A 22,563-nucleotide genomic window follows, 5' to 3' on the forward strand; every position below is an offset into this window, starting at 1 on the left:
TATCACGATCGCCGGGTCTGCCAACCCCGACCTTGCCCGCGGCGGACTCATCAACTGAGTGTGTATCAACTGAGTGTGTATCGCACGTTGTCATTCAGTGTTGAGCCGATCTGGCCTCGGTGCTATCCTTTTGGCGACATCATTCCTTTGTGGTCTGATGAGGCGGGTGATCGGCTTACGAACTGCCGCCTGCCATTTAGAAATTGCAATATTTAAGTGCATCGAGCCTTCCTCCGACGCATTTCATCGTCGGCCGGGCAATGTTCATTTTCCTCGTGCTCTCCTTTGATTTCGGAGGCGGGCCTTTTTCTCAGTGCTATCGAAAAAGCGATTTCGTCATGTTTATTTCGACAAACCGAGCCAATTCCAAGGCATGCGCTGATCATTCGAATGCGAGACGTGTCAGCCGCTGCCTCATGCTTTCCCTGCTATGTGTGGCTAGCCTCGTTCAGTTGGCGCGCACCGCGTCGGCTCAATGCGCCGCTCGCGATGTTCGGCAAAATCAACTGACGTTCAAGTCACCTTCGGCGCAAGCGCCCCAGCCCATCAAGTCGGCCCGCGATGTCGCGACATGGAGGACGATTGCAATCGGCAGCTTCACCGACCCGATCAAGCTGCGCAATGCGCTGCATGGAATGGGCTGCAATGTCGGTGGGCAGGCCGCTGAAATCCTCGCTCGACCGGCGTTCACCGTCAGCTCTCAAAAGAAGGACGTGGAGCTTGTTGTCGTATCGCCGGCCCAACTTGGGTTTACGTCCGACACGACGACCTTGGCCGACGTTTACGCGCGCGCGCGGGAATTCGGGTTTGAGCTCGTTGCGGCAGAAGTCGGCCCACAATTGCGGATCCAATATCTCGACCAGCCGATGGGTGAATTTCTCGTCATCGGAATGGAGCCGATCAAGACGTGGAGTGGCGAGCCGATCATTCTGAATGTGGCAAATGGCGGAGCCGGATTGATCCTGATCGGGCAGGACGGCAGAGCCGAAGCGGGCATACCGGCGACATCCCGCCTCGTATTCGCGCGGTCCCGTCAACCCCTGTCCAGTCGCGAATTTGTCGAGCAGGCAGCGGCCCGGCTTCCACCGTGAACGGAACGGGCAGCGATTTCTGGCGATATGCGACCTGATCGCCGCGGCCAAGATCGTGGTGCCCGGCATGGCCGCCCGTGTCATCGACCGCGCTATCCAGATCCAAGGCGCTGTCGGCGTCTCGCAGGACACGTCCTCGCCCGAGCCTATGTCTACGCCCGCTTCATCCGCATCGGCGACGGTCCGGACCAGGTGCACCTCGCCGCGCTCGGGAAAGAGCTGATCAAGCGCGGCGGGGTGATGGGGTAGGGCGTCGCACGCCGCCGGGGAATGGCAACTCCGCGCTCCGGCCACGAAGTCGTATAGTTTTAGGTCATTGTAGCACAATAGTAACGACTGCGGATTGAGAATGGCGCTGCCTGCACTTTTGCGCAGTCACGCAAGAAGAGAGCAGGCCGCTTCCGCCCAACGAGAGCAGATTTGCCAAGTCGGAAGATGCCGCGATCCCCCTGAGCGTTTTCGAGCGAAGTGGACACCCGGTTCGCGCGAAGCCTCTAGAGTAGGCCTGAAAGCAGCTATCGCATGAATCAGCGCTGGATCATCGTGGCCGCGATCCTGCTGACGGCCCTGCTCGTGCAAATGCCCGTCGTTCTCAATACCGATTTGAGCTGCCTGCTTTCTGAAGGAGAGCAGATTCTGGATGGCCGGCAATTGGGGATCGACCTCTTCGAACTGAATCCGCCATTATCGATCTACCTGTACATGCCGGCGGCGCAGCTTGCGCGGTGGACCGGAATCGCGCCTGAGATCATCGTGATCGTCCTGGTGATCATGGAGATCATTGGCTCGCTTGTCGTGATCGATCGTGCCGCTGCGGCGGCAAAGTTCGATGCGGGAGAGCGAAATATCTGGACGTGCGTGCTCGCCTTCCTGCTCGCCGTCCTCCCCGGCGCCGTATTCGGGCAACGCGAGCACATAGCCGTCATCGCGTTGACGCCGTTTGTCGCCGTCACTGCGATACGCTGGCGTGGGCTTTCCCCCGGACCGGCCGCGATTCTGGCAGGACTGGGCGCCGGGCTGGCCATCAGCATCAAGCCCCAGCTTGGGCTCGTGGCAGGCCTGCCGATCATCCTTGGCGCCATCCGCCAGCGTTCCTTCAGGCCTTTGTTCACCCCGGAGGCGTGTGCAGCCGCCGCTGTCGGGATCGGTTACGGGGCAGTCGTCGTGATCGCCTTTCCCGACTACTTGTTGACCTATGCACCGATGGTTGCTGCCACCTATCTCCCGATGCGGAGGGATTTGGCGTACCTGCTTCCTTTCCCGATCCTCATAATCACTGCTTCGATTGTGTTTCTCCGCCGAGTGACTTCGCAGGGTCTCAGACTGGAGAGCGAAGCAACCCCGTGGCTGGCAGCAGCCATTGGCGGCGCCGCGAGTTTCCTTATTCAAGGCAAGGGCTGGACATACACGCTGTACCCGCTGTGCATGTTTGCGATTGCGGCACCGCTGCTGCACGTTCGCAGGGGGGCGCTGCCAAGGCTGGTCAGGATCGGCGGCTTTGTCAGCGTTGTGCTCATCGGGTTCTGGTTGTCCTTGTCGGTCCGTGACTTTCCGCCGCTGGAGCAGCGGATCAATGCACTAGCAAAGCATCCGAAGCTGCTCACGATCGGCGATCACGTCGCGCTGGGGCATCCGCTTGTTCGCCAGATTGGTGGGACCTGGGTGGGTAGTTCGTGTGGCCAGTTGCTGACGGCCGGCGCAATCCTGGTCCAGAACAGCTCACAGCCAAGCCATGCAGAGCGAGCAAAACTCGACGGTATCATACGCTTCGAGCGGCGGCAGCTGCTGGCAGACCTGCGAAACGGTCGCCCGGACGTGATTCTCGTGGATTCCTATCTGCAGGGGACGGTCCCGTTCGATTGGCTTACTTGGGCCAAAGCAGATCCAGAGCTCGATATGGAGTTGCGTCGGTATCGTGAGGCTGAGGACGTCGGCCGCGTTCGAATATTCGTCGACCAATCGCGGCCAGAGCGATGATCCATTTTGTCGGCGCAAGCGCAGGAAGGCGGGGAGCAGCGTGCAGCCGTCATGATGCTGTCATGCCAGTGTTTTGCCCGACGCCTCAAGCAGAATTCGTAAAATCAGCCGTGCTTTCGCGTTACGCGCCAAGCCATTGAAAAACCTCACCCCGCCTACTGTGCATGGGGTTGTTTTCAGAGTTTGGTTTGAACGCCTTCGCCGCCCGTCCTCGACGGCGTTCGCACCGTCACCCCGCCTTGGCGATGCGGCCGTCCCCCGACCCTGCGCGCAGGTTCTGGAAGAACTTCTCCACCTCCCGAGACAGCGTGTCCGCCGTCTCCGTCAGGCTGCTCGCAGCCGTCAGCACGGAGGATGCCGCGGTGTCGGTCTCGCCGATGGCGTCGCGCAGCGAGGTGATGTTGGCGACCAGGGTCTCGTTGCCCTGCGCGGCGCTTTGTGCGTTGGACGAGATCTCGCGCGTCGCCTGATCCTGCTGGCCGATGGCGCCGGCGATCGCCGAGGTGACCTCGTTGATCTCGCGCACCGCGCCGCCGATCTCGCGGACGGCGTCGACCGCGTTGCGCGTGGAGGCCTGGATCATCGAGACGTTCTCGCCGATCTCGGCGGTGGCCTTGGCGGTCTGGCCCGCCAGCGCCTTCACCTCATGGGCGACCACGGCAAAGCCGCGGCCGGCGTCGCCGGCGCGCGCGGCCTCGATGGTGGCGTTGAGTGCGAGCAGATTGGTCTGTTCGGCGATCGCCTGGATCAGGTTGAGCACGCCGTCGATGCGTTGCGTGGCCGCGGCGAGGCTTTCGATCTCCGAGATCGACTTCTCGGTGCGTTGGCCGGTCTGCTCGACCGCGCCGGCGGATTGCCGTACCTGGCGGCCGATCTCTTCCACCGAGGCGGACAGCTCCTCGGCCGCGCCCGCCACCGCGGTGACGTTGTGCGAGGCCTGCTCGGTGGCGTTCGCCGCCATGCCGGCGCGATTGTTCGCATCCGCCGTGACGCGGGTGATGGTCTGCGCGGTCTCGCGCATGGTGGAGGCGCTGTCGCTGAGACCGCGCATGATGGCGCCGATCGCCTCGCGGAACGCTTCGACGGACGTTTCGATGTGGCGGGCGCGCTCCTCGCGCGCGGCGGAATCGTTCGAGACCTGCGAGGCGAGGTTGCGGTTGCGGCCCATCGCCTCCTGGAAGACCTCGATGGCGCGCGCCAGCGCGCCAATCTCGTCGGCGCGGCGGCTATAGGGCACCACGACGTCCTCGGTGCCGTCGGCGACCTGCTTGATGGTCGCGGTGATGGCGGAGAGCGGCCGAGCGATCGAGCGGGCAATGATGACGATGCCGATCACGACCAGGGCCAGCGCCACGCCGCCGAGGCAGGTCAGCACCAAGGACATCGTGCGGTTGGTCTCGGTCTGCTGGGCGATCTGCTTGGCGCGTTCGGCATAGACCTTGGAGAGCGCTTCGAGGTCCTTGTTCAGCGCCGAGCGCACGTTGCGATTGGCGTCGTTGTCGCCCCATTCGCGGCCCGCGGCCGCATTGATCTCGATGCCGCGGCGTACCAGCTCCTTGCGGAACTCGACGAACTGCTCGATGCGCTTCTTGAAGGTCGCGAACTGCTCGGCGTCGTCGGCCTTGACGATGGTCTCCCAGCGCTTGACGACGTCGAGGATCTGCGCGTTGAACTTGAGCAGGCCCTCGCCGTATTTCTTCACCACGGCCGGCTCGGTCGACATGTAGATGCCGCGCGATTCCATCACGACGGCATAGACCAGCGAGTTGACCCGCTCGACGTTCAGCGCGGCGGCATTCGCCGTCTCGGTCGCGCTGATCAGGTCGGCGTTGCGGCGGCTGTTGTAGTCGGACAGCATCGCGATCGCCGCCGTGAGCAGCGCGAACAGCGCGAAGATCGCATAGAGCTTGGTCGCAAGCGTGAAGCGGCCGGCCAGATTGGCGGCATTCCCGGATCGGTCAGATGGCATGGTGTTCAAGGAGCCCGAGATGGCCTGGAGCGGCCGGTCAGCAGTTCGTACAAATCGATGCAAAATCATGCAGAACGAAGATGGATGCGCCGTTAACGGGCACGGTTTGGCCCTTCGCCCTTAGTCGAAAGAAAGGTAAGATATTTCAGCGTCTTGATCTGAAGCTATAGTCTTGGGATCGCGCTGGACTCGGCCATTGGCCGACGAACCCGGAGGGGCCCCTTGGTCTACCGCCACACTATCGACGTCACGACCTATGCCTTCCCGGACCTGCGCGACCTCCTCGCCAAGGCGACGCCGCCACGCTCCGGCGATCGGCTGGCCGGGATCGCCGCCGCCAGCGCCGAGCAGATGATCGCCGCACGGATGGCACTCGCCGATGTCCCGCTCGGCCGGTTCCTCCAGGAAGCGGTCATTCCCTATGAGACCGACGAGGTCACCCGCCTCGTCATCGACAGCCACGACGCCAAGGCCTTTGCGCCGGTGGCCTCGCTCACGGTCGGCGCCTTCCGCGACTGGCTGCTGTCGGACGCCGCGACGCCCGAGGCGCTGAAGAAGCTTGCGCCCGGCATCACCCCGGAAATGGCGGCGGCCGTCTCGAAGCTGATGCGCAACCAGGACCTGATCCTGGCGGCGCGCAAATGCGAGGTGACCACAGCCTTCCGCAACACGATCGGGCTGAAGGGGCGGCTGAGCACGCGCCTGCAGCCCAACCATCCGTTCGACGATGCCAGGGGCATCACCGCCTCGATCCTCGACGGCATCCTGCTGGGCGCCGGCGACGCCTGCATCGGCATCAATCCCGCCAGCGACGATCCCGCAATGATCGCGCAATTGCTGCGGCTGCTCGACGAGATCATCGCGCGGCTGAAGATTCCGACCCAGGGCTGCGTGCTGACCCATGTCACGACGACGCTGTCGTTGATCGGGCAGGGCGTGCCGGTCGACCTCGTCTTCCAGTCGGTGGCGGGCACCGAGGCTGCCAACCGCAGCTTCGGTGTCGACCTCGCGCTTCTGAAGGAAGCGCAGGAGGCCGGGTTGTCGCTCGGACGCGGCACGGCCGGGCAGAACGTGATGTATTTCGAGACCGGGCAGGGCTCGGCGTTGTCGGCCAACGCCCATCACGGCGTCGACCAGCAGACCTGCGAGGCGCGCGCCTACGCGGTCGCCCGCGCCTTTGCCCCGCTTTTGGTCAACAGCGTGGTCGGCTTCATCGGCCCGGAATATCTCTATGACGGCAAGGAGATCATCCGGGCCGGGCTGGAGGATCATTTCTGCGGCAAGCTGCTCGGCCTGCCGCTCGGGGTGGACATCTGCTACACCAATCATGCCGAGGCGGACCAGGACGACATGGACAATCTGCTGACGTTGCTCGCGGCTGCCGGCGTCACCTTCATCATGGGCGTGCCCGGCGCCGACGACGTCATGCTGAACTACCAGTCGACGTCTTTTCACGACGCACTCTATGTCCGCGACGTCTTCTCCCTGCGCCGCGCGCCGGAATTCGACGACTGGCTGGTGCAGGCGGGTATTGCGGGTGCCGATTTCCGCATTGCCGGCGATGCAGGCCTGTTGCCCGATTTTGCCGCGCGGCTGATCGCATGATGCGACGGAAGCTGCGGGCCTTCAGGAAACCATTGCTCCTCCTTGGAATTATGCTTGTGCCACAATATTGAGAAATTCCGGCGACAGCATTACGCTATGTGTTGGGCTGGCAATTTCCGCACCATTCGGTCGAGCGTGGCGGGGGAGCTTTGATGCGAGCTGAAAGTAACGGTACGTCCCGGCGGATTCTCTGTGTGTTTCCGCGCTATACATCATCATTCGGGACGTTCGAGCATTCCTATCCGCTGACGGATGGTGTTCGCGCCTTCATGCCGCCACAGGGGCTGCTGCTGATCTCCGCCTACCTTCCGAGAGAGTGGCAGGTCAAATTCGTCGACGAGAATCTGCGCCCGACCACGAAGGAGGAGTTCGAATGGGCGGAAGCAGTCTTCGTCAGCGGCATGCACATCCAGCGCCAGCAGATGAACGACATCTGCCGCCGCGCCCATGAATTCGATCTGCCCGTCGCGCTCGGTGGCCCCTCGGTCAGCGCCTGCCCGGACTATTATCCCTCGTTCGATTATCTGCATGTCGGCGAGCTCGGCGATGCCACCAACCAGCTGATCGACGTTCTCTCGCGCGACACCTCGCGGCCCGAACAGCAGGTGGTGCTGACCACCAAAGACCGCGTGCCGATGACGGAGTTTCCGATCCCGGCCTACGAGCTCGTCGACGTCAAGAAGTACTTCCTCGGCAGCATCCAATATTCCAGCGGCTGTCCCTACCAATGCGAGTTCTGCGACATCCCTGGCCTCTACGGGCGCAATCCGCGCATTAAATCGCCGCAGCAGATCATCGCCGAGCTCGACCGCCTGCGCGAATGCGGCATGACCGACACGGTCTATTTCGTCGACGACAATTTCATCGGCAACCGCAAGGCGGCGATGGATCTGCTGCCGCATCTGATTGAATGGCAGAAGCGGACCGGCTATGTCGTGCGGCTCGCCTGTGAAGCCACGCTCAACATCGCCAAGCGCCCCGAGATCCTCGAGAAGATGCGCGAGGCCTACTTCATCACCATCTTCTGCGGCATCGAGACGCCCGACCCCGATGCCCTGAAGGCGATGCATAAGGACCACAACATGATGGTCCCGATCCTGGAGGGCGTGCGCACCATCAACTCCTACGGCATGGAGGTCGTGTCCGGCATCATCATGGGGCTCGACACCGACAAGCCGAACACGTCGGAGGCGCTGCTCTCCTTCGTCGAGGAGTCCCGGATTCCGCTGCTGACCATCAACCTGCTCCAGGCGCTGCCGAAGACGCCGCTATGGGACCGGCTGGAGCGCGAGGGGCGGCTGGTCGAGGACGACGGGCGCGATTCCAATGTCGACTTCCTGCTGCCCTATGAAGAAGTCGTCGCATCCTGGAAGCACGCCATGGCGGTCGCTTACGCGCCCGAGAAGGTCTATGCGCGTTTCCAATATCAATGCGACAACGTCTATGTGCACCGTATGAAGATGCCGGTGCCGGACGAGATGAAGACCTGGCGCAACATCCGGCGCGGCCTCGTCATGCTGCGCAACATCTTCTGGAAAGTGGGCGTGCTCGGCGACTACAGGCGCGTGTTCTGGACCTTCGCGCTGGGCCGCATCAAGCGCCGTGACATCGAAAGCCTGATCGGCTGCACGCTGATCGCGCACCATCTCATCACCTTTGCGCGCGCGGCCTCCAGCGGCAAGCAGAACGCCTCGAACTATTCGATCCGGCTGCGCGAGGCCGCCGTTCCCGCCGAATGATGCGACATGTCTGATCCGGCTCCACCGCGCCGTCCCATCCTTGATCTGCGGGCGTTCACGCCCGCACGCGTTGCGTTGGGTCGCAGCGGCGCCAGCGTGCCGACGCGCGCACTGCTCGACTTCACCCTCGATCATGCCCGCGCCCGCGATGCCGTGCATGCCGCCTTCGATGCGCCGCGCCTGCTCGCCGAGCTCCGCGCGCTTGGGCTCGTCGTCAGCGAGGCGAGGAGCCGGGCGGTCGACCGCGCAGACTATCTGCGGCGCCCGGATCTCGGACGACAGCTCGATGCCGGATCGGTCGAGGCCTTGACACAGGTCGCTTCGGAGCCGTGCCAGCTCGCGGTCGTGATCGGCGACGGCCTGTCGGCGGCCGCGGTCCATGCCCATGCAGTGACGCTGCTGACGCATCTGACGCCGTTGCTCGCGGAGGGCGACGCTGTCGCGATCGGCCAGATCGTCGTCGCCTCAGGCGCGCGCGTCGCGCTCGGCGACGAGATCGGCGCGATTCTCCGTGCGCGCATGGTCCTGATGCTGATCGGCGAGCGGCCGGGCCTGTCGGCGCCCGACAGCCTCGGCGCCTACCTGACCTTCGCGCCGCAGCCCGCCCGCACCGATGCCGAGCGCAATTGCGTGTCGAACATCCACCATGCTGGGTTGAGCTATGACGAGGCGGCCTTCAAGATCGCCTGGCTGGTCCGCGAGGGTCTCGCGCGGCAGACGACCGGCGTGGCGCTGAAGGACGAGAGTGCGGACCGCGCGCCGCGTCGAATTGGCACAGCTTCACCGGGATGACCTGTGCTGACGACGCAAAATCGCCGCATCTTGATCGATTTGCCCACACTTCGCCTGCTTGCGAGAAGGGGGATTGACCTGCTAAACCCCTCGCGGCGATTTTCCGCGCATTTTCAAAGGGCAAGCCTCCCATTTGTATGGCGTTTTCAAGCCGTTCGCGGGGCGCAATAAGCTCTCAGACCGAGCCGATTTAGGAACTGGACAAGGCATGCTCGAAAAGCACAGCGAGAATGAGGTTCATGTCGACAAGGTCGAGCAGGGACCTACGTCCTCGATCGCCTTCGGGCTGGAGCGACTGGGGCTGATCGCCGTCCGGGCGCCGATCATCTCCTGCATTGTCCTGGTCGCGCTGATCGTCGGTGCCGTGTTCGGTATCTACCGGATCAAGATCGACGATTCGCTGTCGCAGCTGTTCCGCTCGGACACCCGCGAATTCCGCCAGTACGAAGAGGTGACCAAGAAGTTCCCGGCGGAGGAGTTCGACGTCCTCGTCGTGGTCGAGGGCAAGACCCTGCTGGCGCGGAACAACCTCGAGAAGCTGCGCGACTTCGTCACCGACTTGCAGCTGGTCGAAGGCACGCGCGGACTGGTCTCGCTGTTCTCGGCGCGCCAGGCGCCGGCGCCGGGCAAGCTGCCGGCGGCGCTGTTCCCGGCCGAGCTGCCCGAGGGCGCGGCCTATGACAAGTTCATCGAGACCGTCAAGAACAACGAGATCATCCGCGGCAAGCTGCTGTCGGAGGACGGCACGCTGGCGCTGATCGTGCTGTCGCTCGATCCGGAGGTGGTCGGCTCCAACAAGCTGACCAAGACCGTCGGCGACATCCGGGCGCTGATGAAGGAGGACCTGAGCGACACCGGGCTCAACGTCCAGCTCTCCGGCGTGCCGGTGATGCAGCTCGAGATCCGCAACGCGGTCGAGCGCGACGGGCTCACCTACAACATCCTCGGCATCCTCGCCGGCTGCATCATCGCCATCATCTTCTTCCGCAAGATCTCGTTCATGGTCGCGGCGGCGTTCCCGCCGATGATCGCGATCCTCCTGGCACTCGGCGCGCTCGGCTGGGCCAATTTCAATCTCAACATGTTCCTGAACGTGATGACGCCGCTCATCATGGTCATCAGCTTCTCGGACTCGATGCAGCTCACCTTCGCCGCGCGCGACCGGCTGATCGCGGGGCAGGACAAGTTCACCGCTTTCAAGAACGCGGTGCTGGTGGTGGGCCCGGCCTGCGTGCTGACGCACGGCACCGCCGGCATTTCCTTCATCGCCCTCCAGTTCTCCGACTCCGACCTGATCCGCAAGTTCGGCGAAGCGGGGCTTGCCGCCACCATCATCGCGCTGGTCGCGGTGCTGTCGCTGGTGCCGGTGTTCGGCGTGCTGCTGGTGCGCAACGAGAAGGTGTTCGCGGTCAAGTTCCAGGGCGCCGATGCCGGCGTCCAGGCGCTGCGCAATTTCTGCTACTGGATCGCGGTGCGCATGGTCGGCAGGCCCGGCCTGTTCAGCCTCATCGCGGTGCTGTTCGTCGGCGGCCTCGGCGTCATTTACGCCAATCTGGAGCCGCGGTACCGGCTCGCCGACCAGGTGCCGGACAAGCGCCAGGCGGTCGCCGCCAGCGACCGGCTCGATGCCAAGCTGACCGGCGCCAATCCGGTCAACGTTCTGATCGCCTTTCCAAAGGGCGAATCGCTCTACTCGCCGGAGACGCTCCAGACCATCGCCGACGTGCACGCGACCGTGGAGAAGGCGGCCGGCGTCGGCAATGTCTGGTCGCTCGAGACCCTGCGCCGTTGGCTCGCGGAAAAGGCCGGCAGCGCCGACGTCGCCACGCTCAAGGAATATGTCAACGTCATCCCCGAGCATCTGGTGCGGCGCTTCATCGACGCCGAGCAGGACGCGGTCGTGGTCGCCGGCCGCGTGCCTGACAAGGATTCCAGCCAGCTGCTGCCGATCGTCGACAAGCTCGACAGCGAGCTCGACGCCGTCCGCAAGAAGCATCCCGGCTACGAGATCGCGGTCACCGGCCTTGCCGCCATCGCCGCGCGCAACTCGGCCAGCATGATCGAGAAGCTGAACCATGGCCTCACGATCGAATTCGCGCTGGTCGCGATCTTCATCGGCCTTGCCTTCCGCTCCTGGGTGGTGACGCTCGCCTGTATCCTGCCGGGCATCTTCCCCGTGGTGATGTCGGGCACGGTGCTGTGGGCGATGGGTGAGGGGCTGCAATTCGCCAGCGTCGTCGCGCTCACCGTCTCGTTCGGCCTCGGCCTCAGCGCCACCATCCACTTCCTCAACCGCCTACGGCTGGAGAACAAGCCTGGCGTCGGCTCGGCGCTGGCGGTGGAGCGCGCGACCGTGCTGGTCGGCCCCGCGCTGATCCTGACCACGGTGGTGCTGGCCTGCGGCCTCGTCGTCACCGTGTTCTCCGACCTGCCGTCGCTGCGGCTGTTCGGCTGGCTCAGCGCCTTCTCGATGGTGATGGCCCTCGTCGCCGACCTCTTCATCCTGCGGCCGACGGCGATGTGGCTGATCAATCTGCACGCCAAGCTGCAGGGCCCCGACAAGCCGGCGATCTGAGCGGCTTCATCCGTGGGACATGGAATCGGCGCAGTCTGATGACTGCGCCGAAGTCCCGGCCGAGGATGCAGCCAAATGCGGCACGATAGCTCCATCGTGGAGTTTCAGCGGAAGCGAGGCGGTGATTCAGCCGCCTTTTTTGTCCCATTCCTGGCTTCAGACATGATCCTGCTCGACGCCGGTTGCGGGCCGGGGACAATCACGGCTGCCCTAGCAGGGATCGTCGGAACGGCGGTCGGGGTCGACATCGAGCCCCACGCGATCGTGGCGGCCGACCGGCTTGCGTCGACTTCGGGCTTAACCAATCTGGCATTCGTCGAAGCCGACATGACTGCGCTTCCGTTCGGGGACGAGACCTTCGACGCGGTGTTCTTTCACGCGGTGCTCTACCACCAGGATGGCGCGGCGCTGACCAGAACGCTGGCGGAAGCACGACGGGTGCTGAAGCCGGGCGGGGTTATCGGGACGCGCGATGCCGATGTCGGCGGCAATATTCTCCATCCCGAACTTGATGGGGTGCGACTCGCGCTCGATCTCTGGCAGCGGTGGTACGAGCATGACGATCCGGAGGCGCTTCTCTTCGGCCGCCGCCAGAGCTCACTTCTTCGCGCCCGCGGCTTCACGCCGATCTGGTCCAGTGCCGGTTATGTCAACCACAGCGCCGACGCGACAAGCCGCAGTGAGGCCGTTGCTGATGCCCGGCGAAGCCTGCTTGGCCTCGGGCCGCAACTTGTGAGCAAAGGGCTCGCGACGGACGGTGAAATTCAGGCGGCACTTGCCGGATGGGATGCCTGGGGAGCCGATCCAGATGCGGTGTATTTCAGATGCCGCTGCGAGTGTGTTGCGCGGAAGGACTGACTTGCCGGCGCCCTCACGCGCCGATGCGGACGATCCCGTAGGGATTGAACTTGAAGTCGCCCTCGGCGTAGTCCTGCTCCTGTGACAGCGCGAGCTTGCGGTCGCGCGGCGTCGCCTCGATGCCGCGCTCGGCCATTGCGTCGGCGATCTCGTCCATCAGCTTCACCGCGTCGCGGTCGCTGCCGCGCGATTTTGCGACGTAGATGTCCGGCAGTCCGACGAGGTGGAAGCCGACGCTTTCATTGTAGGTATCGCCGCCGAGCGGACGCTTGGCGAAGGCAAGGCGGCAGATCCGGCCCATGGCCGTCGTCACCGTGAGGCCCTGGTTCGTCTTGGCGGCGGCCGTGCATTCCCTGGCCAATTGCATCCATCGTGCGAGACCGTGGGCCACGCCCGCGCTTTCGCCCTTCACGGCGGTGGCGCCGGCCTCGATCATCTCCTCGACGATGCGCAAGGCGGCGGCTGAATGTGCAACGGTCTTCTGCTGCTCCATCGGCGGGCTCAGCACGTAGAGCACGGCCTTGTGGTTGAGCACGGCCATTTCGTCCGCTTCGGACCATGCTCTCGGAAAGACGCGGTCCCAGCACACACCGAACGAGCGCTCCATGTGCGGGTCGGGCTTGGCTTGCGAATAGGTGCGATCGATCTCGAAATTGAAATCCGCGATCGTCCTGGCAAGCGCCTTCGGCGGATGCAGCAGGCTTTCGTCCTTGCCGAGGAAGCAGAGCACGTGGCGCGGCTTCACGGGTGTAGGCTGCATGGTCGTTCCGTACTGATCATTGGCGAAGGCGCGGCTGGCCGCGAAGAGCCCGGCGGCTTTGAGCAGGTTTCGGCGAAGCAGGTTCATGTCGCAATACTGTCAGCAAAAAGCCTCCGGCTCGCGAGACCCGGAGGCTGAATTCGTTTCGAAGCGTGAAGGGCCTCAGCCCTTCGTCATCGTGATGTTGACGCCGCGGATCTCGCCCTTGGAGGAGATCTGCACCGTTTGCTTGGTGCCGTTGGTGCGCAGCGACAGGTTGGCGGCAAAGCCGTTGGCCTCGACGAACACGTCGATCTGGCCGCCGCCGGCGGTGCCCTGCAAATTGCCGAAGATGTTGCGGTTGGTTTCGCTCCAATTGCCGGAGATGCGTTCGCCCTGGCTGGTCACGTCGCTGGTGAGATTGAACTTGTAGCTGTCGGAGGCGCAATTCAGCGCCTGCTTGAGCGAGAGCCCGCTGCCGGCGACCTTGTAGTCCGCCTTGCAGCGGATGCGCTCGGTGGAGCCGTCGGACAGCGACACCGTGCCGGTGCCCGTCCAGGCGCCGTCGAAACCGGCGAACGGCCCGGACGACTGAGCGTGGCCTGCCGAAACCGAAAAGAGCAGCGCCGCGCCGATGCCAGCCGCCTTGATTGCCAGTCCAGATCGCCCAAAGAATGTCATCTCAAATATCCCGTTTTGGAACGACGTTCGCCCACGATTGAGAACGTCTCGCCACATCGAAAGTTTAGTGCTCCGAGCCTGTGTCAGGTTCAAAGCCTGCGGCCAGAGACGGCGGTTCATGGCGCCTCGCGCCATGTCAGGACGCGGCGATTAGTCGTGTTTCGGTGTGTTTCGGGCGGAAGGGCAAGCCTTGAGAGATGCAGCACTGCAACAGCCATGCGGCAAAATGCGGGGCTCATGAATTATGACGTAGTATCAAGCTCTTACATCTGCCAAGGATGGCGCAGGGAAGACCTGATTCGGCGGGCGCGGCGCCAATTTGGCCGCATTTGCCAGTGCTTGTGCCTTCTCTGAAGGCCGCTACTCGCGGCGACTTGCCATCAGAACAATCCGTTCCGGCCATCCGCCCTGTGCAGCCCGGGATCGGTGCGATTCTGCCGTCAGAATGAAGGAATACAATGCGTAAGCTTCTCGTCGCTCTCACCCTGCTGTCGGCCTCCCTTTCGACCGCAGCGTTCGCCCAGCAGGGGCGCGGCACGGACGCCGAGCAGAAGGCCTGCACCCGCGATGTGCAGAAGTTCTGCCGTCCGGTCATTGACCAGGGCGATTTCACCATCCTGGCCTGCCTCAAGGAGAACCGGGCCAAGATCTCCCAGGCCTGCGACCAGGTCCTGAAGAACCACAACCAGTAAGCTCGGCCGCTGGCCCATGGAGGCGGCCCCGGGGCCGCCTTCAGGGCGCAATCCGCGAGGGGCAGCCATCGACAGACAGGATTGGTTTTGCGGCCGTATTCCCCTATATGGGGGCCGCGGCGGCATCGCCGGCATGAGCCCGCGCGAGCGAAAAAGCCCTTCCTGTCCAAACGATTGTAAACCAGCCCTCGATGACCTCTGCGAGCGAATTGCGATCCGGCAAGGGTGACCGCGACGAGAATTTTCCCGTCGCGTCCTGGATCATTCATCCGCGTCATCGGGCCCTGATCCTGGCCTATTACAATTTCGTCCGCACCGCCGACGACATTGCCGACCATGCGACGCTGCCGGCCGACCAGAAGCTCAGCTATCTCGATCTGCTCGAGGCGGAACTGCTCGGCAACGGCGACACCCAGGCCGAGGCCGTCAGCTTGCGTCGTGCGCTGGCCGAACGCGGCATGGCGCCGCGCCATGCGCTCGACGTGCTCATCGCGTTTCGCATGGACGTGACCAAGCTCCGCTACGAGAATTGGGACGAGGTCATCCATTATTGCCGCTATTCGGCGATGCCGGTCGGCCGCTTCATGCTCGACGTCCACGGCGAGAGCACCTCGACCTGGGCGGCATCGGATGCGCTTTGCGCGGCGCTCCAGATCAACAACCATCTGCAGGATTGCGGGAAGGATTTCCGCGAGCTCAACCGCGTCTATCTGCCGCGCGATGCGCTGGCAGCACACGGCGCCTCGGTCGAAGAGCTCGGGCTGGCGCAGTCGCCGCCGACGATGCTGGCCTGCCTCCAGGCCCTCGCCGTGCGCAACGAGGCGCTCCTGAACGAGAGCAAGTCGCTCAGCGCGCAGGTGAGGGATTTTCGCCTCGGCGTCGACATCTCGGTGATCCAGGCCTATGCCGACCGCATCGTGCGCCTGCTCAAGGTGCGGGATCCCCTGCGCGAGCGCGTGCACCTGAACAAGCTTGAGCTTCTCACCTTCAGCCTCGCCGGCATGATCGGCGAAGTCGGCCGCCGCGCGATCGGACGCAAGGCCATTTCCAGACCGGGGACTGCACATGACGCTTGAGGCGACCTCGCCCGGCGCCAATTATGGCTCGACCGCATCCGGTAGCTCGTTCTACGCCGCGATGCGCATCCTGCCGCATGACCAGCGCGAAGCGATGTTCCAGATCTACAGCTTCTGCCGCCAGGTCGACGACATCGCCGATTCCGACGGCCCGCGCGAGGAGCGGCTCGCCGCGCTTCAGCAATGGCGCAACGACATCGACGCCCTCTACCAGGGCAATCCGCCGCCGCGGCTGAAGGACTATGTCGGCTCGGTGAAGACCTTCGGCCTCAAGCGGGAGGATTTCCTCGCCATCGTCGACGGCATGGAGATGGACGTGCCGCAGGACATCCGTGCGCCCGACATGGCGACGCTCGATCTCTATTGCGATCGCGTCGCCAGCGCCGTGGGGCGCCTGTCGGTGCGCGTGTTCGGCATGCCGGAGGAGGATGGCATCCTGCTCGCTCATCATCTCGGCCGCGCGCTCCAGCTCACCAATATCCTGCGCGACATCGACGAGGACGCGGGGCTCGGCCGGCTCTATCTGCCGCGCGAGGCGCTGCTGCACGCCGGCATCACCTCCAACGATCCCGATCGCGTGATCGCCGAGCGCGCGCTGCCGAAGGTCTGCCTGCCGCTGACGCAGCGCGCAAAATCGCATTTCGAGAAGTCGGACGAGATCATGAACCGCAACAAGCGCCGCGCGGTGCGCGCGCCGCGGATCATGTCGAAATACTATCATTCCATTCTGGACCTCCTGATCGCGCGCGGCTTCAACGCGCCGCGCGAGCCGGTGCGTGTGTCGAAGGTCACACGTATGCTGATCCTGCTCCGTTACGCTTTCATCTGATGCAAAACACAGCTCACATCATCGGTGCTGGAATTTCCGGCCTCTCTGCCGCCGTGCGGCTCGCCAATGCAGGCTTCAAGGTCGCCGTGCACGAGGCGACGCACCAGGCCGGCGGCCGCTGCCGGTCCTATTTCGACGGAGCCACCAACCTCACCATCGACAACGGCAATCATCTGCTGCTGTCGGGCAACGGCCATGCCCGCGCCTATGCGCGCGCGATCGGCACCGAGGCAGGCCTGGTCGGCCCCGAGAGCGCGCAGTTTCCCTTCGTCGACATCAAGACCGGACAGCGCTGGCAGATCGATCTCGGCGCTGGCCGGCTGCCGACCTGGGTACTCGACGAGAGCCGCCGCGTCCCTGATACGGGTCTCACCGACTATCTGAAGCTGGCGCCGCTGATCTGGGCGTCGGAGGAGACGCCGGTCGGCAAGTCGATTCCGACCGAGGGCGTGCTCTACCAGCGCCTGGTGCAGCCGCTGCTGCTCGCCGCGCTCAACGTCGATCCGCCCGAGGGCTCGGCCGGGCTCGCCGGCGCGATCGTGCGCGAGACGCTGCTCGCGGGCGGGCAGGCCTGCCGTCCCCTGATCGCGCGCGACGGCCTCAGTGCCGTGCTGATCGAGCCCGCGGTGAAGTTCTTGCAGGAGAGGGGCCACATCGTTCAGCTCGGCCATGAGCTGCGCTCGTTTGCGACCGGCGACGGCAAGGCCAATGCGTTGAATTTCGGCGGCGAGGACGTGGTCGCGCTGGGTGAGGGCGATGTCGTCGTGCTCGCGGTGCCGCCACGCGCCGCAGCCAGCCTGCTGCCGGGCCTGAAGACGCCGACCGAATTCCGCGCCATCGTGAATGCGCATTTTCGCATCACGCCGCCGCCGGGTTCGGCGCCGATCCTCGGTGTGATCGGCGGCGTGGTGGAGTGGCTGTTCGCGTTCTCGAACCGGCTGTCCGTCACCATCAGCAATGGCGACCGTCTGGTCGACATGCCGCGCGAGGAACTCGCGCAGGCGATCTGGAACGATGTCTGCAGGGCCGGCGGCGTTTCGGGTGAGCTGCCCCCGTGGCAGATCGTGCGCGAACGCCGTGCCACATTTGCGGCGACGCCGGCGCAGAATGCCCTGCGTCCGGGGCCGGTCACTGCGCTGAAAAACCTGTTTCTTGCCGGCGATTGGACTGCTACGGGATTGCCAGCAACCATCGAGGGATCGGTCCGGTCGGGCGATCGTGCCGCCGATCTGGTTTTGGCCGCAAAGCGGCCCTGACGGGCAGACGTCCGGCAATTTCAATCGACTATCGGAGCAAATCGAGCGCCATGGATTCCGTGAACGCGACCAGCCGCGAAGCCTTGGATTCGAAGCTATTGGATTCGAAGGCACTGGAATCGAGCATTGCATCGGCGGCCGAAGGCGTCCTCGGCTTCCAGCAACCCGACGGCCATTGGGTGTTCGAGCTCGAGGCCGACGCCACGATTCCCGCAGAATACATTCTGTTGCGCCACCATCTCGCCGAGCCGGTCGACGCCTTACTCGAGGCCAGGATCGGCAATTATCTGCGCCGCATCCAGGGCGCCCATGGCGGCTGGCCGCTGGTGCATGACGGCGAGTTCGACATGAGCGCCAGCGTGAAGGCGTACTTCGCGCTGAAGATGATCGGCGATTCCATCGACAGTCCGCACATGGTGCGTGCGCGCGAGGCGATCCGTTCGCGCGGCGGCGCGATCCACAGCAACGTCTTCACCCGCTTCACGCTGGCGATGTTCGGCGTCCTGACCTGGCGCGCGGTGCCGGTGCTGCCGGTCGAGATCGTGCTGCTGCCGTTCTGGTCGCCGTTCCACCTCAACAAGATTTCCTATTGGGCGCGCACCACCATGGTGCCGCTGATGGTGCTCGCGGCGCTCAAGCCGGGCGCGCGCAATCCGAAGGGCGTCGGCATCGACGAGCTGTTCCTGCAGGATCCGCGCTCGATCGGCATGACCGCGAAGGCGCCGCACCAGAGCATAGCCTGGTTCGTGCTGTTTCGCTCGCTCGATGCCATCCTGCGCGTCATCGAGCCGATGTTTCCGAAGAGCCTGCGCAAGCGCGCCATCGACACGGCGCTCGCCTTCACCGAAGAGCGCCTCAACGGCGAGGACGGCATGGGCGCGATCTATCCGCCAATGGCCAACATCGTCATGATGTATGACGCGCTCGGCAAGGACGAGAATTATCCGCCGCGGGCCGTCACGCGCCGCGGCATCGACAAGCTGCTCGTCATCAACGGCGAGGAGGCCTATTGCCAGCCCTGCGTCTCGCCGGTGTGGGACACGACGCTGACGGCTCATGCGCTGCTCGAAGCCGGCGGCGACAAGGCGGTGCCGGCGGCCAAGCAGGGCCTCGACTGGCTGATCCCGAAGCAGGAGCTCGAGGTCAAGGGTGACTGGGCGGCGAAGCGGCCCGACGTGCGCCCGGGCGGCTGGGCCTTCCAGTACAACAACGCCCATTATCCCGATCTCGACGACACCGCCGTCGTGGTGATGTCGATGGATCGCATACGCCGGGAGCACGGGGTTGCCGGCTACGACGCCGCGATCGCCCGCGGCCGGGAGTGGATCGAGGGCATGCAGAGCGACGACGGCGGCTGGGCCGCCTTCGACGTCAACAACCTCGAATATTACCTGAACAACATCCCGTTCTCGGACCACGGTGCGCTGCTCGATCCGCCGACCGAGGACGTCACCGCGCGCTGCGTCTCGATGCTGGCCCAGCTCGGCGAGACCGTGAAGACCAGCAAGCACGTGGCCGATGGCGTTGCCTATCTCAGGAAGACCCAGCACCCCGAGGGCTCCTGGTACGGGCGCTGGGGCATGAACTTCATCTATGGAACCTGGTCGGTGCTGTGTGCCCTCAACATGGCTGGCGTCGATCACAAGGACCCCATGATTCGCAAGGCCGCGAACTGGCTGACGTCGATCCAGAACGAGGACGGCGGCTGGGGCGAGGACGCCGTCAGCTACCGCCTGGACTATAAGGGCTGGGAGGCCGCCCCCTCGACCGCCTCGCAAACGGCATGGGCCTTGCTTGCCCTGATGGCGGCAGGCGAGGTTGATCACCCGGCCGTCGCCCGCGGGGTGGAGTACCTGATTGCAACACAAAACAAAAAAGGACTGTGGGACGAGCAGCGGTACACCGCCACAGGCTTCCCCCGCGTGTTCTATCTACGGTATCATGGTTACCCAAAGTTCTTTCCGCTGTGGGCACTGGCGCGGTATCGGAACTTGCGGAACACCAACAGCAGGGTGGTAGGGGTCGGAATGTGACTTTGGGGACGGGGGACTATATTACCGCGGGTAATGCCATCGATCCGCGGCCGATACTGATCGTGACCGGACTGGTTCAGGAGGCCCGTATCGCGGCCGGGCCTGGCATGGCGGTCATCTGTTCGTCGAGCAGCCCGACCCAGTTGCGGGCCCTGCTGACCGTGGTGGATCCTGAGACGATTCGCGGTGTGATCTCGTTCGGCGTGGCCGGCGGGCTGGACCCGAGCTTGCGCTCCGGCGACGTTGTGCTGGCGACCGAGGTGCTGTCGGGCGACACCCGCTGGGCCGCCGGGCTGTCGCTCGGCGACGACCTCATCGACCGCCTGACCTCGGGGCGCCGCCGCGTGGTGCGCGGCAGCCTCGCCGGTGCCGAGGAAGTGGTCACGAAACGCGCCTGCAAGGCGGCGCTGCATTCCGAGACTGGCGCTGCGGCCGTCGATATGGAGAGCCACATCGCGGCTGCCTATGCCGCCGAAGCCGGGCTGCCCTTCGCCGCGGTCCGCGTCATCAGCGACCCCGCCCATCGCGCGCTGCCGGCGCTCGCCCGCGCCGCCATCAAGCCGAACGGCCAGATCGACCTTTCCGCCGTGTTGCGCGGCATCGTGCGCAACCCCGCGACGCTGCATGCGCTGGTCTCGACCGGCCTCGACTTCAACCGCGCGCTGCGCTCACTTCGCGGCTGCCGTGATTATCTGATCGGGACGGAGCTCATCGAGAGCGAGCCGCTGGTGGTGTCGAAGGCAGCCTGAAGGGCGCGTCGAGCTGAGATTAAAGAAAAAGCCCGGTCGCGAAAGCGATCGGGCTTTTCGTTGGGCCTAGGATGGGGTGATGGGTTTCGCGAAGAGCTCAACCTATCCTACGAGCTGTTTTGTCATCGAAAGCCCAGATCAGGGCGCGTCTGCTCTTCAGGCTGCTCCCGGCCTTCGGCCATGAAGTCCGGGCTGAAGCCGCGTAAGACGGCCGCGCGAAGCGACGCCAAGGGGCGGTGGTGGTTCGTCTCGGGCGCAGGATCACGGCGTCGCCCTCGCGGGAAACCTCCACTTCATTGACCGATAACGGAAATCCTTCGGCAGTCTGACAGCCTGGGAATTGCCGGATTTCAACACCTAGCGATGTGAGGCATGGCGGCCCGCGCGCCCGGCCTTTCCTGCGCCCTCTGGTCTTTGGAGGGCGATGACACGAGCAAGACTCGGGCGAATGCGTCGCGAGAATGCGAAGTTGTGTCTGCATGAAGAACGCTGATGGAATCCAAGCCGGTGCCACATACGCCGTCATTGCGAGCGCTGCGAAGCAATCCAAAGTCTTTCCGCGGGGACAGTCTGGATTGCTTAGCGGAGCTGTCATCGGGCCGCGCCTCTCGCGGACCCGTTGGCTCGCAATGCTGGGGACAGCGTGCCTTCATGCTCCACAAGACCAGCACAAAAGAAAAGGCCCGGTCGCGATCGCGGCCGAGCCTTCGTCGTGAGACTTGAGCGTGCGCGCTTTACGCCGCGGTCGAAGCCTTCTGCGCGGCCTTCGCCTGCGCGGCGGCGGCTTCGTCCTTGCGGATCTCAGACAGCTTCTTCTGGACCTGCTCGGAGAAGATGTACTGCGCGGGGCGCTGCTTGGACATGTCGATCTCCGGCGCCATCGGGCCAGAGGTCTTGATGCCGCGCAGCGACACCCACATCGCCTTCAGCGGGTTGTTGAGCGCAGCCGTCGCGGCCGTCGGCTCGTAGCCGCAATGGGCCATACAGTCGGCGCACTTCTCGTACTTGCCGGTGCCGTAGGTGTCCCAATCGGTGGTGTCCATCAGCTCCTTGAAGGTCTTGGCGTAGCCTTCACCGAGCAGATAGCAGGGCTTCTGCCAGCCGAAGATGTTGCGCGCGGGCATGCCCCACGGCGTGCACTCGTATTCCTGGTTGCCGGCGAGGAAGTCCAGGAACAGGCCGGAATGCATGAAATTCCACTTCTTGCCCTTGCCCATGGCGAAGACGTCGCGGAACAGCTTCTTGGTCTTGGTGCGGTTGAGGAAGTGCTCCTGGTCTGGCGCACGCTCATAGGCATAGCCCGGCGACATCGAGACGCCGACGCCGAGCTCGACGGTGAGGTCGAGGAATTTCGCGATCTCCTCGGCCGGATGGCCGTCGAAGATGGTGGCGTTGACGTTGACGGTGAAGCCGCGCGCCTTGGCCGCCTTGATCGCGGACACGGCGCGGTCGAACACGCCCTTCTGCGACACGGCCTTGTCGTGATGGTCCTTCAGGCCGTCGAGATGCACGGAGAAGAACAGATACGGCGAGGGCTCGAACAGATCGAGCTTCTTCTCGAGCAGCAGCGCGTTGGTGCAGAGCGAGACAAACTTCTTGCGTTCGACGAGGCCGCGCACGATCTCGCCGATCTCCTTGTGGATCAGCGGCTCGCCGCCGGGGATGGCGACCATCGGCGCGCCGCACTCGTCGGCCGCGTCCCAGCATTCCTGCGCCGTCATGCGGCGGTTGAGGATCGCATCCGGGTAATCGATCTTGCCGCAGCCGACGCAGGCGAGGTTGCAGCGAAACAGCGGCTCCAGCATCAGCACGAGCGGATAGCGCTTGCGGCCAAGCAGTTTCTGCTTGAGCAAATAGCCGCCGATACGCATTTCCTTGAAGAAGGGGATGGCCATTACACGT

General features: G+C 64.3%; 17 protein-coding genes and 2 pseudogenes. 14 read left to right on the forward strand and 5 right to left on the reverse strand.

Annotated features, from left to right (window positions below; genetic code table 11):
• Positions 1-260: 260 nt before the first annotated feature.
• The 3 genes and pseudogenes from LPJ38_RS17950 to LPJ38_RS17955 all read left to right on the forward strand — a co-directional run bounded on the left by LPJ38_RS17950 (position 261) and on the right by LPJ38_RS17955 (position 3,068).
• Entirely contained in the window at positions 261-1,091 is an 831-nt protein-coding gene (locus LPJ38_RS17950; RefSeq protein ID WP_231088653.1) for a hypothetical protein, read from the forward strand.
• 22 nt (positions 1,092-1,113) lie between these two features.
• Positions 1,114-1,340, forward strand: a pseudogene (locus tag LPJ38_RS38125) (acyl-CoA dehydrogenase family protein); the annotation flags it as partial.
• A 273-nt stretch (positions 1,341-1,613) separates the two neighbouring features.
• On the forward strand, positions 1,614-3,068 hold the full coding sequence (locus tag LPJ38_RS17955) for a hypothetical protein (protein ID WP_145627770.1): 1,455 nt from the start codon (positions 1,614-1,616) through the stop codon (positions 3,066-3,068).
• A 229-nt stretch (positions 3,069-3,297) separates the two neighbouring features.
• Here LPJ38_RS17955 and LPJ38_RS17960 read toward each other — a convergent pair whose 3' ends face one another.
• The gene (locus LPJ38_RS17960; protein WP_145627766.1) at positions 3,298-5,037 is read right to left on the reverse strand and encodes a methyl-accepting chemotaxis protein; all 1,740 of its coding nucleotides are present in this window, start codon (positions 5,035-5,037) and stop codon (positions 3,298-3,300) included.
• A 222-nt stretch (positions 5,038-5,259) separates the two neighbouring features.
• On the opposite strand from LPJ38_RS17960, the gene LPJ38_RS17965 reads away from it, so the two are divergent.
• The 5 genes from LPJ38_RS17965 to LPJ38_RS17985 all read left to right on the forward strand — a co-directional run bounded on the left by LPJ38_RS17965 (position 5,260) and on the right by LPJ38_RS17985 (position 12,606).
• A complete protein-coding gene (locus tag LPJ38_RS17965; RefSeq protein ID WP_145627762.1) occupies positions 5,260-6,642 on the forward strand; it encodes an ethanolamine ammonia-lyase subunit EutB in 1,383 nt (460 codons plus the stop codon).
• Between the two features lie 152 nt (positions 6,643-6,794).
• A complete protein-coding gene (locus LPJ38_RS17970; protein ID WP_145627759.1) occupies positions 6,795-8,381 on the forward strand; it encodes a B12-binding domain-containing radical SAM protein in 1,587 nt (528 codons plus the stop codon).
• A gap of 6 nt (positions 8,382-8,387) precedes the next feature.
• Positions 8,388-9,173 (forward strand): ethanolamine ammonia-lyase subunit EutC, encoded by a 786-nt coding sequence (gene eutC, locus LPJ38_RS17975; RefSeq protein WP_145627756.1) that lies wholly within the window; start codon positions 8,388-8,390, stop codon positions 9,171-9,173.
• A 208-nt stretch (positions 9,174-9,381) separates the two neighbouring features.
• Positions 9,382-11,748, forward strand: coding sequence for an efflux RND transporter permease subunit (locus LPJ38_RS17980; RefSeq protein ID WP_145627754.1), 2,367 nt, complete (start codon positions 9,382-9,384; stop codon positions 11,746-11,748).
• A gap of 162 nt (positions 11,749-11,910) precedes the next feature.
• Positions 11,911-12,606 carry a class I SAM-dependent methyltransferase gene (locus LPJ38_RS17985; protein ID WP_158644725.1) on the forward strand — a complete coding sequence of 232 codons (696 nt, stop codon included), beginning with the start codon at positions 11,911-11,913 and terminating at the stop codon, positions 12,604-12,606.
• Positions 12,607-12,619: 13 nt separating this feature from the next.
• Here the strand turns inward: LPJ38_RS17985 and LPJ38_RS17990 are convergent, their stop codons facing one another.
• Both LPJ38_RS17990 and LPJ38_RS17995 read right to left on the reverse strand, forming a co-directional pair.
• Entirely contained in the window at positions 12,620-13,453 is an 834-nt protein-coding gene (locus LPJ38_RS17990) for a hypothetical protein (RefSeq protein WP_145627749.1), read from the reverse strand.
• 75 nt (positions 13,454-13,528) lie between these two features.
• Positions 13,529-14,026, reverse strand: coding sequence for a hypothetical protein (locus LPJ38_RS17995; protein ID WP_145627745.1), 498 nt, complete (start codon positions 14,024-14,026; stop codon positions 13,529-13,531).
• 458 nt (positions 14,027-14,484) lie between these two features.
• Here LPJ38_RS17995 and LPJ38_RS18000 point away from each other — a divergent pair, with 458 nt between their 5' ends.
• From LPJ38_RS18000 to LPJ38_RS18025, 6 genes are all read left to right on the forward strand, one after another.
• The gene (locus tag LPJ38_RS18000) at positions 14,485-14,718 is read left to right on the forward strand and encodes a hypothetical protein (RefSeq protein ID WP_008553259.1); all 234 of its coding nucleotides are present in this window, start codon (positions 14,485-14,487) and stop codon (positions 14,716-14,718) included.
• A gap of 191 nt (positions 14,719-14,909) precedes the next feature.
• Positions 14,910-15,794, forward strand: coding sequence for a squalene synthase HpnC (gene hpnC, locus LPJ38_RS18005; RefSeq protein WP_145627741.1), 885 nt, complete (start codon positions 14,910-14,912; stop codon positions 15,792-15,794).
• Complete coding sequence (hpnD, locus tag LPJ38_RS18010) at positions 15,784-16,623, forward strand: presqualene diphosphate synthase HpnD (protein ID WP_145627737.1); 840 nt, start codon at positions 15,784-15,786, stop codon at positions 16,621-16,623. The genes hpnC and hpnD overlap by 11 nt, the downstream gene beginning before the upstream one ends.
• Complete coding sequence (gene hpnE, locus LPJ38_RS18015) at positions 16,623-17,879, forward strand: hydroxysqualene dehydroxylase HpnE (protein WP_145627733.1); 1,257 nt, start codon at positions 16,623-16,625, stop codon at positions 17,877-17,879. Before hpnD ends, hpnE begins: the two co-directional genes overlap by 1 nt.
• A gap of 50 nt (positions 17,880-17,929) precedes the next feature.
• A complete protein-coding gene (shc, locus tag LPJ38_RS18020; RefSeq protein ID WP_145627729.1) occupies positions 17,930-19,912 on the forward strand; it encodes a squalene--hopene cyclase in 1,983 nt (660 codons plus the stop codon).
• The gene (locus tag LPJ38_RS18025; RefSeq protein WP_167520194.1) at positions 19,909-20,661 is read left to right on the forward strand and encodes a phosphorylase; all 753 of its coding nucleotides are present in this window, start codon (positions 19,909-19,911) and stop codon (positions 20,659-20,661) included. The genes shc and LPJ38_RS18025 overlap by 4 nt, the downstream gene beginning before the upstream one ends.
• A 122-nt stretch (positions 20,662-20,783) precedes the next feature.
• Here the strand turns inward: LPJ38_RS18025 and LPJ38_RS38130 are convergent.
• Both LPJ38_RS38130 and hpnH read right to left on the reverse strand, forming a co-directional pair.
• Positions 20,784-21,035, reverse strand: a pseudogene (locus LPJ38_RS38130) (antitoxin).
• Positions 21,036-21,395: 360 nt separating this feature from the next.
• Positions 21,396-22,556, reverse strand: a complete 1,161-nt coding sequence (gene hpnH / locus LPJ38_RS18030; RefSeq protein WP_008553273.1) for an adenosyl-hopene transferase HpnH — start codon at positions 22,554-22,556, stop codon at positions 21,396-21,398.
• Positions 22,557-22,563 lie beyond the last annotated feature (7 nt).

Origin of the sequence: Bradyrhizobium daqingense, from assembly GCF_021044685.1 — a bacterium.
GTDB lineage: Bacteria > Pseudomonadota > Alphaproteobacteria > Rhizobiales > Xanthobacteraceae > Bradyrhizobium > Bradyrhizobium daqingense.

Coding starts and splice junctions, on each gene's coding strand:
- LPJ38_RS17960 (WP_145627766.1), bottom strand. CDS start 5,037: ATGCCATCTGACCGATCCGGGAATGCCGCCAATCTGGCCGGCCGCTTC.
- hpnE (WP_145627733.1), top strand. CDS start 16,623: ATGCAAAACACAGCTCACATCATCGGTGCTGGAATTTCCGGCCTCTCT.
- hpnD (WP_145627737.1), top strand. CDS start 15,784: ATGACGCTTGAGGCGACCTCGCCCGGCGCCAATTATGGCTCGACCGCA.
- LPJ38_RS17995 (WP_145627745.1), bottom strand. CDS start 14,026: ATGACATTCTTTGGGCGATCTGGACTGGCAATCAAGGCGGCTGGCATC.
- eutC (WP_145627756.1), top strand. CDS start 8,388: ATGTCTGATCCGGCTCCACCGCGCCGTCCCATCCTTGATCTGCGGGCG.
- hpnH (WP_008553273.1), bottom strand. CDS start 22,556: ATGGCCATCCCCTTCTTCAAGGAAATGCGTATCGGCGGCTATTTGCTC.
- LPJ38_RS17990 (WP_145627749.1), bottom strand. CDS start 13,453: ATGAACCTGCTTCGCCGAAACCTGCTCAAAGCCGCCGGGCTCTTCGCG.
- shc (WP_145627729.1), top strand. CDS start 17,930: ATGGATTCCGTGAACGCGACCAGCCGCGAAGCCTTGGATTCGAAGCTA.
- hpnC (WP_145627741.1), top strand. CDS start 14,910: ATGACCTCTGCGAGCGAATTGCGATCCGGCAAGGGTGACCGCGACGAG.
- LPJ38_RS17970 (WP_145627759.1), top strand. CDS start 6,795: ATGCGAGCTGAAAGTAACGGTACGTCCCGGCGGATTCTCTGTGTGTTT.
- LPJ38_RS17955 (WP_145627770.1), top strand. CDS start 1,614: ATGAATCAGCGCTGGATCATCGTGGCCGCGATCCTGCTGACGGCCCTG.
- LPJ38_RS18000 (WP_008553259.1), top strand. CDS start 14,485: ATGCGTAAGCTTCTCGTCGCTCTCACCCTGCTGTCGGCCTCCCTTTCG.
- LPJ38_RS17980 (WP_145627754.1), top strand. CDS start 9,382: ATGCTCGAAAAGCACAGCGAGAATGAGGTTCATGTCGACAAGGTCGAG.
- LPJ38_RS17985 (WP_158644725.1), top strand. CDS start 11,911: ATGATCCTGCTCGACGCCGGTTGCGGGCCGGGGACAATCACGGCTGCC.
- LPJ38_RS17950 (WP_231088653.1), top strand. CDS start 261: ATGTTCATTTTCCTCGTGCTCTCCTTTGATTTCGGAGGCGGGCCTTTT.